At 63.6% G+C, this 13,931-nt stretch carries 17 protein-coding genes and 1 tRNA gene; 10 read left to right on the top strand and 8 right to left on the bottom strand.

Translation table 11 applies throughout. From position 1 onward, the window contains the following. The first annotated feature begins 188 nt into the window (after positions 1–188). Complete coding sequence (gene nadC, locus AC4OR5_RS06770; RefSeq protein ID WP_058161081.1) at positions 189–1,037, top strand: carboxylating nicotinate-nucleotide diphosphorylase; 849 nt, start codon at positions 189–191, stop codon at positions 1,035–1,037. A 52-nt stretch (positions 1,038–1,089) separates the two neighbouring features. Here the strand turns inward: nadC and AC4OR5_RS06765 are convergent. The 3 genes from AC4OR5_RS06765 to AC4OR5_RS06755 form a co-directional block, all read right to left on the bottom strand. After that, positions 1,090–1,165, bottom strand: a tRNA-Thr gene (locus AC4OR5_RS06765). 51 nt (positions 1,166–1,216) lie between these two features. Further along, the gene (locus tag AC4OR5_RS06760; RefSeq protein WP_058161079.1) at positions 1,217–2,602 is read right to left on the bottom strand and encodes an O-antigen ligase family protein; all 1,386 of its coding nucleotides are present in this window, start codon (positions 2,600–2,602) and stop codon (positions 1,217–1,219) included. Between the two features lie 75 nt (positions 2,603–2,677). After that, positions 2,678–3,142 (bottom strand): pilin, encoded by a 465-nt coding sequence (locus AC4OR5_RS06755; protein ID WP_003122079.1) that lies wholly within the window; start codon positions 3,140–3,142, stop codon positions 2,678–2,680. A 230-nt stretch (positions 3,143–3,372) separates the two neighbouring features. Here AC4OR5_RS06755 and pilB point away from each other — a divergent pair, with 230 nt between their 5' ends. The 5 genes from pilB to yacG are packed head-to-tail and all read left to right on the top strand — an operon-like array spanning position 3,373 to position 7,972. Continuing rightward, positions 3,373–5,073: a type IV-A pilus assembly ATPase PilB gene (gene pilB, locus AC4OR5_RS06750; protein ID WP_003122078.1), complete on the top strand. Its 1,701-nt coding sequence runs from the start codon at positions 3,373–3,375 to the stop codon at positions 5,071–5,073. A gap of 3 nt (positions 5,074–5,076) precedes the next feature. Then, positions 5,077–6,294: a type II secretion system F family protein gene (locus AC4OR5_RS06745; RefSeq protein WP_003107299.1), complete on the top strand. Its 1,218-nt coding sequence runs from the start codon at positions 5,077–5,079 to the stop codon at positions 6,292–6,294. After that, the gene (pilD, locus tag AC4OR5_RS06740; protein WP_034001500.1) at positions 6,295–7,167 is read left to right on the top strand and encodes a type IV prepilin peptidase/methyltransferase PilD; all 873 of its coding nucleotides are present in this window, start codon (positions 6,295–6,297) and stop codon (positions 7,165–7,167) included. Then, positions 7,164–7,775 carry a dephospho-CoA kinase gene (gene coaE, locus AC4OR5_RS06735; RefSeq protein WP_003094654.1) on the top strand — a complete coding sequence of 204 codons (612 nt, stop codon included), beginning with the start codon at positions 7,164–7,166 and terminating at the stop codon, positions 7,773–7,775. The genes pilD and coaE overlap by 4 nt, the downstream gene beginning before the upstream one ends. Continuing rightward, entirely contained in the window at positions 7,772–7,972 is a 201-nt protein-coding gene (yacG, locus tag AC4OR5_RS06730; protein WP_003094656.1) for a DNA gyrase inhibitor YacG, read from the top strand. Before coaE ends, yacG begins: the two co-directional genes overlap by 4 nt. 36 nt (positions 7,973–8,008) lie before the next feature. On the opposite strand, the gene AC4OR5_RS06725 is transcribed toward yacG, so the two are convergent. From AC4OR5_RS06725 to AC4OR5_RS06710, 4 genes are all read right to left on the bottom strand, one after another. After that, positions 8,009–8,218 carry a hypothetical protein gene (locus AC4OR5_RS06725; protein ID WP_003094660.1) on the bottom strand — a complete coding sequence of 70 codons (210 nt, stop codon included), beginning with the start codon at positions 8,216–8,218 and terminating at the stop codon, positions 8,009–8,011. Positions 8,219–8,323: 105 nt separating this feature from the next. Then, the gene (locus AC4OR5_RS06720; protein WP_003094662.1) at positions 8,324–9,013 is read right to left on the bottom strand and encodes an energy-coupling factor ABC transporter permease; all 690 of its coding nucleotides are present in this window, start codon (positions 9,011–9,013) and stop codon (positions 8,324–8,326) included. Continuing rightward, on the bottom strand, positions 9,010–9,480 hold the full coding sequence (locus AC4OR5_RS06715; RefSeq protein WP_003094664.1) for a hypothetical protein: 471 nt from the start codon (positions 9,478–9,480) through the stop codon (positions 9,010–9,012). The genes AC4OR5_RS06720 and AC4OR5_RS06715 overlap by 4 nt, the downstream gene beginning before the upstream one ends. Continuing rightward, complete coding sequence (locus AC4OR5_RS06710) at positions 9,477–9,902, bottom strand: GNAT family N-acetyltransferase (RefSeq protein ID WP_003103865.1); 426 nt, start codon at positions 9,900–9,902, stop codon at positions 9,477–9,479. The genes AC4OR5_RS06715 and AC4OR5_RS06710 overlap by 4 nt, the downstream gene beginning before the upstream one ends. A 132-nt stretch (positions 9,903–10,034) precedes the next feature. Between AC4OR5_RS06710 and AC4OR5_RS06705 the strand changes: the two genes are divergently transcribed. From AC4OR5_RS06705 to AC4OR5_RS06690, 4 genes are all read left to right on the top strand, one after another. Next, positions 10,035–10,664, top strand: coding sequence for a DUF1780 domain-containing protein (locus AC4OR5_RS06705; protein ID WP_003094668.1), 630 nt, complete (start codon positions 10,035–10,037; stop codon positions 10,662–10,664). Continuing rightward, a complete protein-coding gene (locus AC4OR5_RS06700; protein ID WP_023105574.1) occupies positions 10,661–11,110 on the top strand; it encodes an MOSC domain-containing protein in 450 nt (149 codons plus the stop codon). The genes AC4OR5_RS06705 and AC4OR5_RS06700 overlap by 4 nt, the downstream gene beginning before the upstream one ends. 25 nt (positions 11,111–11,135) lie before the next feature. Beyond that, positions 11,136–11,306 (top strand): DUF3094 family protein, encoded by a 171-nt coding sequence (locus tag AC4OR5_RS06695; RefSeq protein WP_003094672.1) that lies wholly within the window; start codon positions 11,136–11,138, stop codon positions 11,304–11,306. 63 nt (positions 11,307–11,369) lie between these two features. Beyond that, a complete protein-coding gene (locus AC4OR5_RS06690) occupies positions 11,370–12,677 on the top strand; it encodes an NAD(P)/FAD-dependent oxidoreductase (protein WP_058161077.1) in 1,308 nt (435 codons plus the stop codon). A 39-nt stretch (positions 12,678–12,716) separates the two neighbouring features. Here AC4OR5_RS06690 and zapE read toward each other — a convergent pair whose 3' ends face one another. Beyond that, positions 12,717–13,808, bottom strand: coding sequence for a cell division protein ZapE (gene zapE, locus AC4OR5_RS06685; RefSeq protein WP_058161076.1), 1,092 nt, complete (start codon positions 13,806–13,808; stop codon positions 12,717–12,719). Between the last annotated feature and the right edge of the window lie 123 nt (positions 13,809–13,931).

Here is a 13,931-nt window from a genome sequence, read left to right as displayed (position 1 = left end):
CAAAAACAAGTATCTACATTCATTATAGAGATACTTTCAAATCTAGATAGAGGGTTTTCCTATAGACATGACTCTCTTCACACAAGCGAAGGCCGATGAATGGCGGCCGTCCCGACCGGCGCCCAGGCAGGCACAGACGCCGTCCGCCGCGCTCCGTATAATCGCCCGATCTCGTACAGGAGCCCGCCATGCCTAACCTCACCCTTGCCGACCTCCAAGGCGAAATCCAGGCCAACGTCCGTACCGCTCTGGCGGAAGACGTCGGCGGCGGCGACCTTACCGCTCAGTTGATCGATCCACAACGCGAGGCCGAGGCCCGGGTGATTACCCGCGAGCACGCGACGATCGCGGGCCGCGCCTGGGTCGACGAGGTCTTCCGCCAGGTCGATCCGCGAGTGCTGGTGACCTGGCAGGTGGAGGACGGCCAGCGAGTCGAGCCGAACCAGATGCTGTTCCAGCTAAAAGGTCCGGCCCGCGCGCTGCTCACCGGCGAGCGCAGCGCGCTGAACTTCCTCCAGCTGCTTTCCGGTACCGCTACCCGCAGCCAGCACTACGCCGACCTGGTCGCCGGCACCGCGGTGAAGCTCCTCGACACCCGCAAGACCCTGCCAGGCCTGCGCCTCGCGCAGAAGTACGCGGTCACCTGCGGCGGTTGCCACAACCATCGCATCGGCCTCTACGATGCCTTCCTGATCAAGGAAAACCACATCGCCGCCTGCGGCGGTATCGACCGGGCAATCGCCGAGGCCCGGCGCATAGCACCCGGCAAGCCGGTGGAAGTGGAAGTGGAGAACCTCGATGAACTGCGCCAGGCACTGGAGGCCGGCGCCGATATCGTCATGCTCGACGAACTCAGCCTGGACGGCATGCGCACCGCCGTCGCCCTCACCGCCGGCCGTGCCAAGCTGGAAGCTTCCGGCGGAATCAACGAGAGCACCCTGCGCAACATCGCCGAGACCGGCGTCGACTACATCTCCATCGGCACCCTGACCAAGGACGTCAGGGCCGTCGACCTGTCCATGCGCCTCACCCTCTGAATGAATCGCAGGCAATAAAAAGCCCCGCCGAAGCGGGGCTTTTTATTGCGACTGGTGCCGGATAGAGGAATCGAACCCCCGACCTTCTCATTACGAATGAGCTGCTCTACCGACTGAGCTAATCCGGCGGCGCGGGGAAGGTATCACTCGGCACAGCCGGATTTCAACCGATATTCCCCTCACATGGGAATCCAACCCTGAATCCAGAAACGTGGCGCCTCACCGCCGCCGTGGATTTCCAGGTAGCGCTCCTCGGCCGCGGTCAGCCCCGGCACCTCGAGCAGCAGCACGCGCCCCAGCACGACAATGACAACGACAGCCAGGCCCCGACAGAGCCAGCGCTGTGCGGGGGACGGCACGACCGGCTTCGACCAGCGCGCCATGGCGATGCCTACCAGCAAGGCCAATACGGTCTGGGTGAAGGGCATGACGAACACGCCGTCCACCTGGGCCAAGACCAGGACCGAAACGAGGGCCAGCCACAGTCCGGCGTCCATCGGATCGCCCTGTTCACGCAGGTAACGCGCGCCGCGAAGCAGACCAAGGGTCATCAGTCCAACCACCAGAAGGCCAGCGACCCCGCCCCATTCAGCGAACCACTGCAGCAGCATCTGGTGCGGGTGGGCACCGACGCTGTTCGGCACCGCCGAGAAATGCATGGGCCCGACCCCAAGCAAAGGATGGGCTACGAACATGCCCCAGGCATCTCGCCACAACACGTCGCGCAGAGACAGACCACTGCGCATACCGGACATGAGGGTCATGTCGATACCTAGCCAGGTCGGCAAGGCAACCATTAGCAGGAAATAGAGCGCCAGTCCGACGAATGCCGCGGACAACTGGACGATCAAGAATCGGCGCCCCACGGGGCCGATCCAGCAAAGCGCGAGATGCGCGACGGCGAAACCCAACCAGAGCCCGCGTCCAGCCAAGGCGAAGGAGATGCACCATTGGATGGCCAGCAGCAGCATGACAAGCCAGGACAGTCTGAACCGCCCGGTCTCTCGCAGGTACAACCCCAGCGCAGCCATCAGCGGCAGCAGCATGGCCTGGAACTGCCCCATGGTCCGGACGTTGGAAAAGCCGCTGAGCAGAACCCTGGGATTCAACTCACGGAGCCCGCTGACGAAGGCCGCGAGATAGGAAAGCAGGAACTGGTAGCAGAAGAACCCTCCCAACACGACCACCCCCCAGAGGGCGATACGGCGAACCCACTCTGGGCTGGCGGATATATTGAAGGAAAACAGCATCAGGCCGGCGAATACCGACCATTCCTTGAGTGCCCAGGAAGGATTGGCGGAGAGAAATGCGGAAACGCTGCCTAGACCCAAGATAACCAACAGTGTTACCTGAACCATCCTTCTGGCAAATGACAGACGAGAAGAAAAGAGCAGCAGGAGTGACGATCCACTCAACACCACCAATTGGAGTATTCGCTGCTGATCATGCCAGTTCTTGGAAACCCCGCAGTAAACAACGGGAGAAAGCAGAAGAATACTTATCAGCAATAATAGAATAGTACGCGACGCCTTACCCATCCTTTCCCAGGCTAGCCAAATTCGCATCACATGGGCTCCAGAATGAAAACGCCCCGCAATGCGGGGCGCTTCCTTCACACTCAAAACAACTCAAAAAACCGATTAGGATTTCGGGCAATTAGCCGGAGCGTAGTTGGGCTTCCAAGCTGTAGGAGTTTTGGTGATTTTGCAGTTCCAGACTCCGTCATTTTTACGCGAAACAGTGATTACAGCCCCTTTGATGGCGGAACCAGAAGATTTACCCAAGGTAGCGACCAACTCAACGGTGCCATCTTTATTGTCCGTTACCTGGATCTGACTCTTACCAGAACCATCTAGCAAAGTAGACTCGGTGAAGCCAATGTCATACTGGGTATCTTTAGGAGTCGCGCTGGAAACAATCTCCTTCCCTTCCAGAATCGCCGACTCCGCAGCGGTCTTCAGCGCGCTGACTTCACTCACGGCACGGGTCACCTGGGTACGGGCGGTGTAGTCCTGGTATTGCGGGATGGCAATGGCGGCCAGGATGCCGATGATCGCAACCACGATCATCAGTTCGATCAGAGTAAAACCCTTCTGAGCTTTCATGAATATCTCCATGTGGTATGTATAGGCCAAACGCCTTCCCCCTTCAAAGCAGGTTGCATGCCAACCTTTCAAACGCCCTCCTTTCGCAACTCTTGCGGGGACTTCGAAAGTGTTCCGCTCTCCCCTGCCGGCAATATGTGACACTTTTTGGCATCTCGGAATCGTCGGTTTGGCAGCCCCAGGCATCTGCGTTATAAGTCTCGCTCCAAGCCTTCTTCAGATGTTCCCCAATGAACGATTCCACGCCTCTCAGCGGCCTTGCCAAGCAACTGGTCCTGAACGAACTCCTCGACGAAAAGACCGCCCGCCAGGCCCAGGTGCAGGCCGCGCGCAACAAGCAGTCGCTGGTCAGCCACCTGGTCCAGGCCAAGCTGGTGCAGAGCCGGGCGTTGGTCGAGGTGGCCGCCGAGCAGTTCGGCATCGCCTATTGCGACCTGAACAGCCTGGATCGGGAAAGCATTCCGAAGGATGTCATCAGCGAGCGCCTGGTCCGCCAGCACCGTGTGTTGCCGCTGTGGAAACGCGGCAACAAACTGTTCATCGGTCTCTCCGACCCGACCAACCACCAGGCGGTCACCGATATCCAGTTCAGCACCGGTCTCACCACCGAAGCCCTGCTGGTGGAGGACGACAAGCTCGGCGTAGCCATCGAGAAGCTCTACGAGGGCGCTATGGACGCTCTCGGCGACCTCGGTGACATCGATCTCGACGGGGTCGATGTCGGCAAGGCGGAAAGCGCCAGCCAGGACGACGGCGGCGACGATGCCGAAGATGCCCCGGTGGTGCGCTTCGTCAACAAGATGCTGCTCGACGCCATCCGCGGCGGCTCTTCCGACCTGCACTTCGAGCCCTACGAAAAGACCTACCGGGTGCGCTTCCGTACCGACGGCATGCTCCACGAAGTGGCCAAGCCGCCGATCCAGTTGGCCAGCCGCATTTCCGCGCGACTCAAGGTAATGGCCGGCCTGGATATCTCCGAACGGCGCAAGCCGCAGGACGGGCGGATCAAGATGCGCGTGTCGAAGACCAAGTCGATCGACTTCCGCGTCAACACCCTGCCGACCCTGTGGGGCGAGAAGATCGTGATGCGGATCCTCGACTCCTCCAGCGCGCAGATGGGCATCGACGCCCTGGGCTACGAGGAGGACCAGAAGGAACTCTATCTGGCCGCGCTCAAGCAGCCACAGGGCATGATCCTGGTCACCGGCCCCACCGGCTCGGGCAAGACGGTGTCGCTGTACACCGGCCTGAATATCCTCAATACCACCGACATCAATATCTCCACCGCCGAAGACCCTGTGGAGATCAACCTGGAAGGCATCAACCAGGTCAACGTCAACCCGCGCCAGGGCATGGACTTCTCCCAGGCGCTGCGCGCCTTCCTGCGCCAGGACCCGGACGTGATCATGGTCGGCGAGATCCGCGACCTGGAAACCGCCGAGATCGCCATCAAGGCGGCGCAGACCGGGCATATGGTGATGTCCACCCTGCACACCAACAGCGCCGCCGAGACCCTCACCCGCCTGCTGAACATGGGCGTGCCGGCGTTCAACCTGGCGACCTCGGTGAACCTGATCATCGCCCAGCGCCTTGCGCGAAAACTCTGTTCGCACTGCAAGAAAGAACACGACGTGCCGAAGGAAACCCTGCTTCACGAAGGTTTCCCGGAAGAGCTGATCGGCACCTTCAAGCTGTATTCGCCTGTAGGCTGCGAAAACTGCAAAGGCGGTTACAAAGGTCGCGTCGGTATTTATGAAGTGGTTAAAAACACCCCCGCCCTGCAGCGGATTATCATGGAAGAAGGCAACTCCATCGAGATCGCCGAGCAAGCCCGCAAAGAAGGCTTCAACGATCTGCGCACCTCAGGCCTGCTGAAAGCCATGCAGGGAATCACCAGCCTGGAGGAAGTCAACCGCGTGACCAAGGATTAATCCATGGCGGACAAAGCGTTAAAGACCAGTGTCTTCGTATGGGAAGGCACTGACAAGAAAGGCACCAAGGTCAAGGGCGAGCTGTCCAGCCAGAACCCGACCCTGGTCAAGGCGCAACTGCGCAAGCAGGGCATCACGCCGGTCAAGGTCCGCAAGAAAGGCATCTCCCTGCTGGGGGCGGGGAAGAAGATCAAGCCTATGGACATCGCCCTGTTCACCCGCCAGATGTCCACCATGATGGCCGCCGGCGTGCCGCTGCTGCAGTCGTTCGACATCATCAGCGAAGGCTTCGACAATCCGAACATGCGCAAGCTGGTGGAGGAGATCAAGCAGGAGGTCGCCGGCGGCAACAGCCTGGCCAACTCGCTGCGCAAGAAGCCGCAGTACTTCGACTCGCTCTACTGCAACCTGGTGGACGCCGGCGAACAATCCGGCGCCCTGGAAACCCTGCTCGACCGGGTCGCCACCTACAAGGAAAAGACCGAGGCGCTGAAGGCCAAGATCAAGAAGGCCATGACCTACCCGATCGCGGTGATCGTCGTCGCCATCATCGTTTCGGCGATCCTACTGATCAAGGTGGTGCCGCAGTTCCAGTCGGTGTTCGAGGGCTTCGGCGCCGAACTGCCAGCCTTCACCATGATGGTCATCAACATTTCCAACGTACTCCAGGAATGGTGGCTCCTGGTACTGCTGATGATGGGCGGCGCCGGCTTCCTGCTGAACCACGCCTACAAGCGTTCGGAGAAGTTCCGCGACGCCACCGACCGCACGGTACTGAAGCTGCCTATCGTCGGCGCCATCCTCTACAAATCCGCCGTGGCACGCTACGCGCGGACGCTGTCGACCACCTTCGCCGCCGGCGTGCCATTGGTGGAAGCCCTCGACTCGGTTTCCGGCGCCACCGGCAACGTGGTGTTCAGGGACGCGGTGGGCAAGATCAAGCAGGACGTTTCCACCGGCATGCAGCTGAACTTCTCCATGCGCACCACCAACATCTTCCCCAGCATGGCCATCCAGATGACCGCCATCGGCGAGGAATCGGGCGCGCTGGACGACATGCTGGCCAAGGTCGCTGGCTTCTACGAGCAGGAAGTGGATAATGCCGTGGACAACCTGACCGCCCTGATGGAACCGATGATCATGGCGGTCCTCGGGGTCCTGGTCGGTGGCCTGATCATCGCCATGTACCTGCCGATCTTCCAGCTGGGCAACGTCGTCTAAATGACCCTCCTCGACTACCTGGCCAGCCATCCGCTGGCCTTTGTCTTGTGCGCCATCCTCCTCGGCCTGCTGGTCGGCAGCTTCCTCAACGTCGTCGTGCATCGCCTGCCGAAGATGATGGAGTGCAACTGGAAGGCCGAGGCCCGCGAAGCGCTCGGGCTGGAGCCGGAACCCAAGCAGGCGACCTACAACCTGGTGCTGCCGAATTCGGCGTGCCCGCGCTGCGGCCACGAGATCCGCCCCTGGGAAAACATCCCGCTGGTCAGCTACCTGGCGCTGGGCGGCAAGTGCTCGTCCTGCAAGGCCGCCATCGGCAAACGCTACCCCCTGGTGGAACTGGCCACCGCGCTGCTTTCCGGCTACGTCGCCTGGCATTTTGGCTTCACCTGGCAGGCGGGCGCGATGCTCCTGCTGACCTGGGGTCTGCTGGCGATGAGCCTGATCGATGCCGATCACCAACTGCTGCCGGACGTGCTGGTGCTGCCGCTGCTCTGGCTGGGCCTGATCGCCAACCATTTCGGCCTCTTCGCCAGCCTCGACGATGCGCTGTTCGGCGCGGTGTTCGGCTACCTGAGCCTGTGGTCGGTGTTCTGGCTGTTCAAGCTGGTGACCGGCAAGGAGGGCATGGGCTACGGCGACTTCAAGCTGCTGGCCATGCTCGGTGCCTGGGGCGGCTGGCAGATCCTGCCGCTGACCATCCTGCTGTCGTCGCTGGTCGGGGCGATCCTCGGGGTGATCATGCTGCGCCTGCGCAACGCCGAAAGCGGCACGCCGATCCCCTTCGGTCCCTATCTGGCGATTGCCGGGTGGATTGCTTTGCTCTGGGGTGATCAAATAACCCGGACCTATCTGCAATTCGCCGGATTCAAATGACCCAACCCTGGATACTAGGCCTCACGGGCGGTATCGGCAGCGGCAAGAGCGCAGCCGCCGAGCATTTCATTTCCCTCGGCGTCCACCTGGTGGACGCCGACCATGCCGCCCGCTGGGTGGTGGAGCCGGGGCGTCCGGCCCTGGCGAAGATCGTCGAACGCTTCGGCGACGGCATCCTCCTGCCCGATGGCCAGCTCGACCGCGCCGCCTTGCGCGAGCGGATCTTCCAGGCGCCGGAGGAACGGCGCTGGCTGGAGCAATTGCTGCACCCGCTGATCGGCGCGGAGATCGTCCAGTACCTGGCCAGGGCCGAATCGCCCTACGCCATCCTGGTCTCGCCGCTGCTGGTGGAGTCCGGCCAGCGCCAGATGACCCAGCGCGTGCTGGTGGTGGATACCCCGGAACATCTGCAACTACAGCGCACCATGCTTCGCGACAAGGTCTCCGAGGAGCAGGTGCGCTCGATCCTCCAGGCCCAGGCCCGGCGCGACGAGCGCTTGAAGCACGCCGACGACGTGCTGGTCAACGACGGCGACCTGTCCCACCTGCAGCGTGAAGTCGAACGACTGCACGCCTTCTACCTGACCTTGCGAGGAGGCCGAGCATGAGCCAGCCCCTGACCGTGGAGTGCCCGACCTGCGGCGCGCCCGTCGAATGGAAAAGCGACAACAAGTACCGCCCCTTCTGCTCCGACCGCTGCAAGCTGATCGATCTCGGCGCCTGGGCCGCCGAGGAACATGCGATCCCCGGCGACACCCTGGAAGACGATATCTTCTCCGCCGACCTGCCGCCTCGCGAGCATTGAACGCAACGGGCCAGCCAATCCGGCTGGCCCGTTCCTTCAGGGACGCATGAAAGCGTAGTCGCGCTGGTCGTCGAGATTCTCCGCAAGAAATTGCAGTTCGCTGGCCAGGTCGCCAGCATCGCGCTCCGCCCGGTTCAGTTCGACGATTGCGCTGAGCAACGCGCGCAGGCGCATTGCCCGGTCCGCCTCGTCGCTCTTCGACAGCAACTCTCGCAGGCCCTCTCGGGCCCATTCATGGACACCCATGTTCCGCTCCTCACCTGGGAAAACGGCAGGATCGCGGCCGGCTTCGTCCGAAACACTGACGCAAGTCAGCCGCCGCCCGCCATGAACCTGGCGAATGACTGGTCATCAGGGCTTGCGCTCTTCGTCCTTCCAGGGCGCCTGCAGGTAGCGCGTGCGATTGAAGGTTTCCAGCCACTCCGGGTAGTAGACCACCAGGCCGGTGATCACCGTGCCGTTGATGAAGGCCTCGGGGAACATGATCAGCCACAGGTAACCGGCGAAGTCCTCCAGCCAGGGCGGCATCGGGAAAAGGCCGTCGATCCAGACCACGCCAAGGCCGAGCAGCAGGACCACCACCGCGGTGAGGGCCGCCGGGAAGAAACCGCAGCAGAAGATGTAAACGAACAGGTTGCGCGGCTGGCGCTTTTCCACGAACAACGCCGCCAGCTCCGCGATCAGTGCGGGGATCGCCACCAGCAGCACGCCGTTGACGCCGATCGCCAGCCAATCCTGGCGGCCGAGCAGGCACAAGCCCAGTTGCGCCACCAGCCCCACCACGATCGCCAGCGGCCAGTCGAGCAGCAAGGTGACGGCGGTCATGCCGATGAAATGGAAGGACAGCCCCGATTCGAAGTCCCGGCGCACCAGCCAGAGCAGGAACAGCCCGAGCATGGTACCGAACACCAGGTGCTGACGGCGGGTATCGCTGACCAGCTCGACCCAGGGCGCGCGCCAGGCGGCGAGCAGCAGCAGCGGTGCATAGATGGCCCAGCCCAGTTCCAGGCTTTCCGCCGACAGCAACTCGGCCGCGATCACGGCTGCAGTTGTTCCAGGGCGATGCGCAGGGCCACCGGCGAATCCAACTGGCGGGTTTCCAACACGCGGCGCTGCTCCAGCCTGACCCAGAGGACCTTGCCCTCGTCCGAGGCATAGCGAGAAGCGATGGCCGCGTCGCGATCGAGCAGCACCGGATAACTGTAGTCACGCATGGCCGGCACCGCGAAAAGCCGGGAAATCAGCGCCGGCATGCGGCTGATGTCCGCCAGGAACAGCGCGTGGCGCGCCTCCAGGTAGCCCTTTGGGCGCTCCGCCAGCGCCGCCTTGACCAGCTTCGAGCCGTCCATGTCCCGCGCCACCAGCAGGACCCGGGTGGAGTCGTCCAGCGAGTGCGCCTTTTCGAACTGGTCCTGCAACGTCCAGGGCTCCAGGGTGGAGCCCTTCTCCACGGCCAGCGCCAGGCCGGGCAGCAGCATGCCCAGCAGAACCCAATGCAATCGTTTCACGCGTGTCCCTCCCGAGTGGAAAATACCTGGATGTCCTTGCGCCGCTCCCAGTCCGACTGGGCTCGCCAGAATGCCTGTGCCTCCTCGGCGGCATCCAGGACGAAGACATGGGATTTGCCGATCCCCTCCCTCGCCAGACGCGCCAACACCTCGTCGAGCATCCGCCGCGCCAGCCCCAGCCCTCGATAACCGGGATCGACCACCAGGTGCTGGAGGTAACCACGGCGACCGTCATGCCCGGCCATCAGGCAGGCGATCACCTCCCCTTCGGTTTCGACCAGCAGGCTCAGCCCGGGGTTGCGTTGAAGGTAGGCGAGGAAGAAGGGATAGGCGTCCTCCGCACGGAGGCGGATACCTGGCGTTCGCGACCACAGCGCGAAGAGTGCCGGGTGATCGGCGGCGATGACGCTGCGAAGTTGCATCGGAACGGCTCCGGCCCAAGGGGAACGGCAGTGTACACCGAGCCTCGCCGCTGGCGCGCTCCGGGACGGATTGTCGCAGCCGGAGCGCCTGTGGGCTGGAAAGCGGGCCCACCGGCAGACTAAGCTGAGCCCATGAACGAAGCGGATTATCTGCGCCTGCTCACCCGTCAGGCCGAACAAGCCAACGACTTCCTCTCCAACGCACGTAAATGGGACCGCGAGCGCTGGGTCTGCCAGCGCTTCCTCGAGGCCCTCAACGTGCCCTATCGCCAGGAGGATTTCGCCGCCCCCGGGGAGCAGCCGCCGGACGTCCTGTTCAAGGGTGCCGGCTTCGAGGTGTTCTTCGTCCTCGATGAAGGTCGCCGGCTGAACGAGGAGTGGCGCGAGGAACTGACCCGTCGCCGCCAGGCCGTCAGCCTGCGCCAACTGATCCGCCGCGAAGAGCGGCCACAACGGATCGCCGCCGCCGAGCTGCAGGCACGGCTGGCGCCAACCCTGCGCAAGAAGGCGCACAACTATAGCGAGCGCGGCATCGACCACGGCGAACTGGACCTGCTGGCCTTCGTCAACCTGAAGCGCGCGGTGCCCGATTTCAATACGCCCTTCCCGCCGCCCACCGAATACCTGCGCCAAGGCTGGCGCTCGCTGTCGATGGTCGGCCCGACCTTTGCCCGGGTGCTCTTCGCTCACTCCGGCGCCCCCGAATTCCTGCGCGCCAACCTCGGCCGCAGCATCCTGTTCGACGCCGGGGTAGGCCTGTGAGCGAAGGGCGGGTGAAGTGGATCGGCGTGCGCTCCGGCAGCCGCGCGCCGATCCAGGAACTGGAGGCGGTGGAGGCACGGCGCGACCTGGGACTGACGGGCGACCATCCGCACCCGCCGCGCCAGGTCACCCTGGTGCAATGGGAACACATCGAGGCCCTCGGTACCCTGCTGGGCAGGCCACTGTTGCCCAACGAGATGCGCCGCAACATCGCCGTCGCCGGCATCAACCTGCTCAGCCTGAAGGACCGTCGCTTCCGCCTCGGCGGCGCGCTGCTGGAAACCACTGGCTGGTACCAACCCTGCGGACGCCTGGAAAAGCACATCGACCACCGCACGCTGAAGAGCGTGCGCGAACAGGGCGGCATCACCGCGCGGGTGATCGGCAGCGGAGTGATCCGCCTCGACGATCCGCTGGTGATCGAGCCCCCTGTCTGTCTAGAATGACCGACATCGAAAACGGAGGCCTGCCATGTCCAGCCGACTGAGCCCCGAAGACCAGCAGAAGGTCGAGCAGTACCTCGCCTCGCCGCTGCACCAGGTCGAGCGTGCGCCGTTCCGCCCGTGGTTCCTGATGTTCGTCCTGCTCGCCGTGGTCATCGGCCTGGGCCTGCTCAGCCGCCTCCTCAGCTACCTGGCCTGAGTCGTCCGGTCGAGCCACGCTCCCGACGACCGCCTCACGGAATTCCCACTATGAGATATCCACATGTCCCATCGCATCGTGATCGTCGGCGGCGGCGCCGGCGGGCTGGAGCTCGCCACCCGTCTCGGCCGCACCCTGGGTAAACGCGGCAAGGCCCAGGTCACCCTGGTCGACGCCAACCTCACCCACATCTGGAAACCCCTGCTGCACGAAGTCGCCGCCGGCTCGCTCAACTCTTCCGAGGACGAGCTGAACTACGTCGCCCAGGCGAAATGGAACCACTTCGAATTCCAGCTCGGCCGCATGCAGGGCCTGGATCGCGCCGGCAAGCGGGTCCGCCTGGCCGCACTGGTGGACGAGAATGGCGTTGAGCTGGTTCCCGAGCGCGACATCGCCTACGACACCCTGGTGATCGCCGTCGGCAGCACCACCAACGACTTCGGCACCGAGGGCGCTGCGGAACACTGCATTTTCCTCGATACCCGCGCCCAGGCCGAACGCTTCCACCGCCAGCTGCTCGGCCAGTACCTGCGTGCGCATACCGGGCACGACGCGAACAACAACGCAGTGAGTATCGCCATCATCGGCGCCGGCGCCACCGGCGTCGAACTGGCTGCGGAACTGCACCACGCCGCGCAGATGCTGGCCGCCTACGGGCTCGACCGGATCCGCCCGGAAGACCTGCACATCAGCCTGGTCGAAGCCGGCCCACGGGTGCTGCCGGCGCTGCCCGAGCGTATCAGCCAGCCGGTACACCAGACCCTGAGCAAGCTCGGCGTACGGGTGATGACCGGCTCCGCGGTGAGCAAGGTAGATGCGGACGGCCTCTGGACCGGCGACGGCGAGTTCGTCCCGGCGACGCTCAAGGTCTGGGCAGCGGGCATCCGGGCTCCGGCCTTCCTCAAGGAACTCGACGGCCTGGAAAGCAACCGTATCAACCAACTGGTGGTCCGCCCGACCCTGCAGACCACCCGCGACGACGACATCTTCGCCTTCGGCGACTGCGCCGCCTGCCCCCAGCCGGGGCAGCCGGGAGAGCAACCGCGCAACGTGCCGCCACGCGCCCAGGCCGCGCACCAGCAGGCCTCGTTGCTGGTGAAATCGCTGCGTGCCCGTCTCGAAGGCAAGCCGCTGGGCGATTATCAGTACCGCGACTACGGTTCGTTGATCTCGCTGTCGCGCTTCAGCGCGGTCGGCAACCTGATGGGCAATCTGATGGGTAACGTCATGCTCGAAGGCTGGCTGGCGCGGATGTTCTACGTATCGCTATACCGCATGCACCAGATGGCGTTGTACGGTCCGCTGCGCACCGCGATGCTGATGCTCAGCGGCCGCCTGCGCAGCACCGAGCCACGCCTCAAGCTGCACTGAGCCATTGCGCCCCGTTTGCCGTCGGCGCGGGGCGTTCCTTCAACAGCGAAGCTGGCGCAACTGCGCCAGCCGACTGGCGGTACGCTGCATGTCCGCAGGCAGGTCGCTGCCCTCGACCAGGTCCGGCAGCGCCTTTTCGGCACTCAGGAAAAAACGCCGGTCATTGTCGTAAAGGACGTCGACGAGATTGATGAAGCGCTGCTGGGCGGCGACCGAACAACACGCCATCGGCGGTACGCCGTCCAGCACCCAGGTAGAGAAGCGTTCGCCGAGGGCAAGGTAGTCCATCACCGCGGTTGGCGCCTCGCAAAGGTCGGCGAAGGCGAACCACACCAGGTCGCCGCACACCGCGCGCGCCTGCAACGTCCTCGCGCCACTTTGCAGGGTCACGCGTTGCGAGCGCTCGGGCGCGGACAAGCCCAGCTCGTCCAGGCAAGCGCATGAGGCTGGCCAGCAATACCCGCCGCTGGCATAACCGGAAGCGATCTCCTGCCGCGGCGAAACCGTCCGGTAGTCCCGGGCGCCGGCTACTTCCAGCACTTCCATGCGCGTCTCGATCAACCGGATCGCCGGCAGGAAGCGTTCGTGGTAGAGCGGATTGGGCAGCAGTTGCCGCGGCGCGTAGTTGGAGGTGCAGACCAGGGTGATCTTCCTGCGGAACAGCTCCCTGAACAGGCGTGTTATCAGCATCGCGTCGCCGATGTCGTGGACATGGAATTCGTCGAAGCAAAGCAGCCGGCAATCTCCTAGCAGTTCGTCGAGCGCACCGCCCAGGGCATCGGGCCGCCCCTGGCGGCGGAACATGCCGTCATGAAGCTGGCGAAAGAACGCATGGAAATGCGTCCGGCGCAGGCCCTGCAAATCGGCGCTGCGAAAGAAGCCATCCATCAGCCAGCTCTTGCCGCGCCCGACCGGCCCCCACAGGTAGAGGCTGCGCGGCGCTTGCCGGAATAGCGACGGACCTCGACGCAAGCGCTCCGCCAATCGATCGAGATGAAGAATGGCATTGCCCTGGGCTGCGTCCAGCACATAGCCGCGCCATTGCGCCTCTTGGTGGAAATAGCGGGCTACGGGCGTTGTGGGCTTGGTGCCGGTCATGGGTGAACGCCGCGAAAAAGAACCGAAAGACACACGCCGTTGATGCTCAGCCTGAGAGGGACCGTAAACCGAGACGGAATTCTAGCGCTGCGTCATGCCTATGCTCCAGCCGCCAGACCGAACGGCGGGCGATAGTCGGACAGGCCCTTTGATCAT

The sequence above is a fragment of the Pseudomonas sp. YA1 genome (assembly GCF_058680555.1).
Note: the sequence above shows the minus strand (reverse complement) of the source record. Positions and strands in the feature narration are given on the sequence as shown.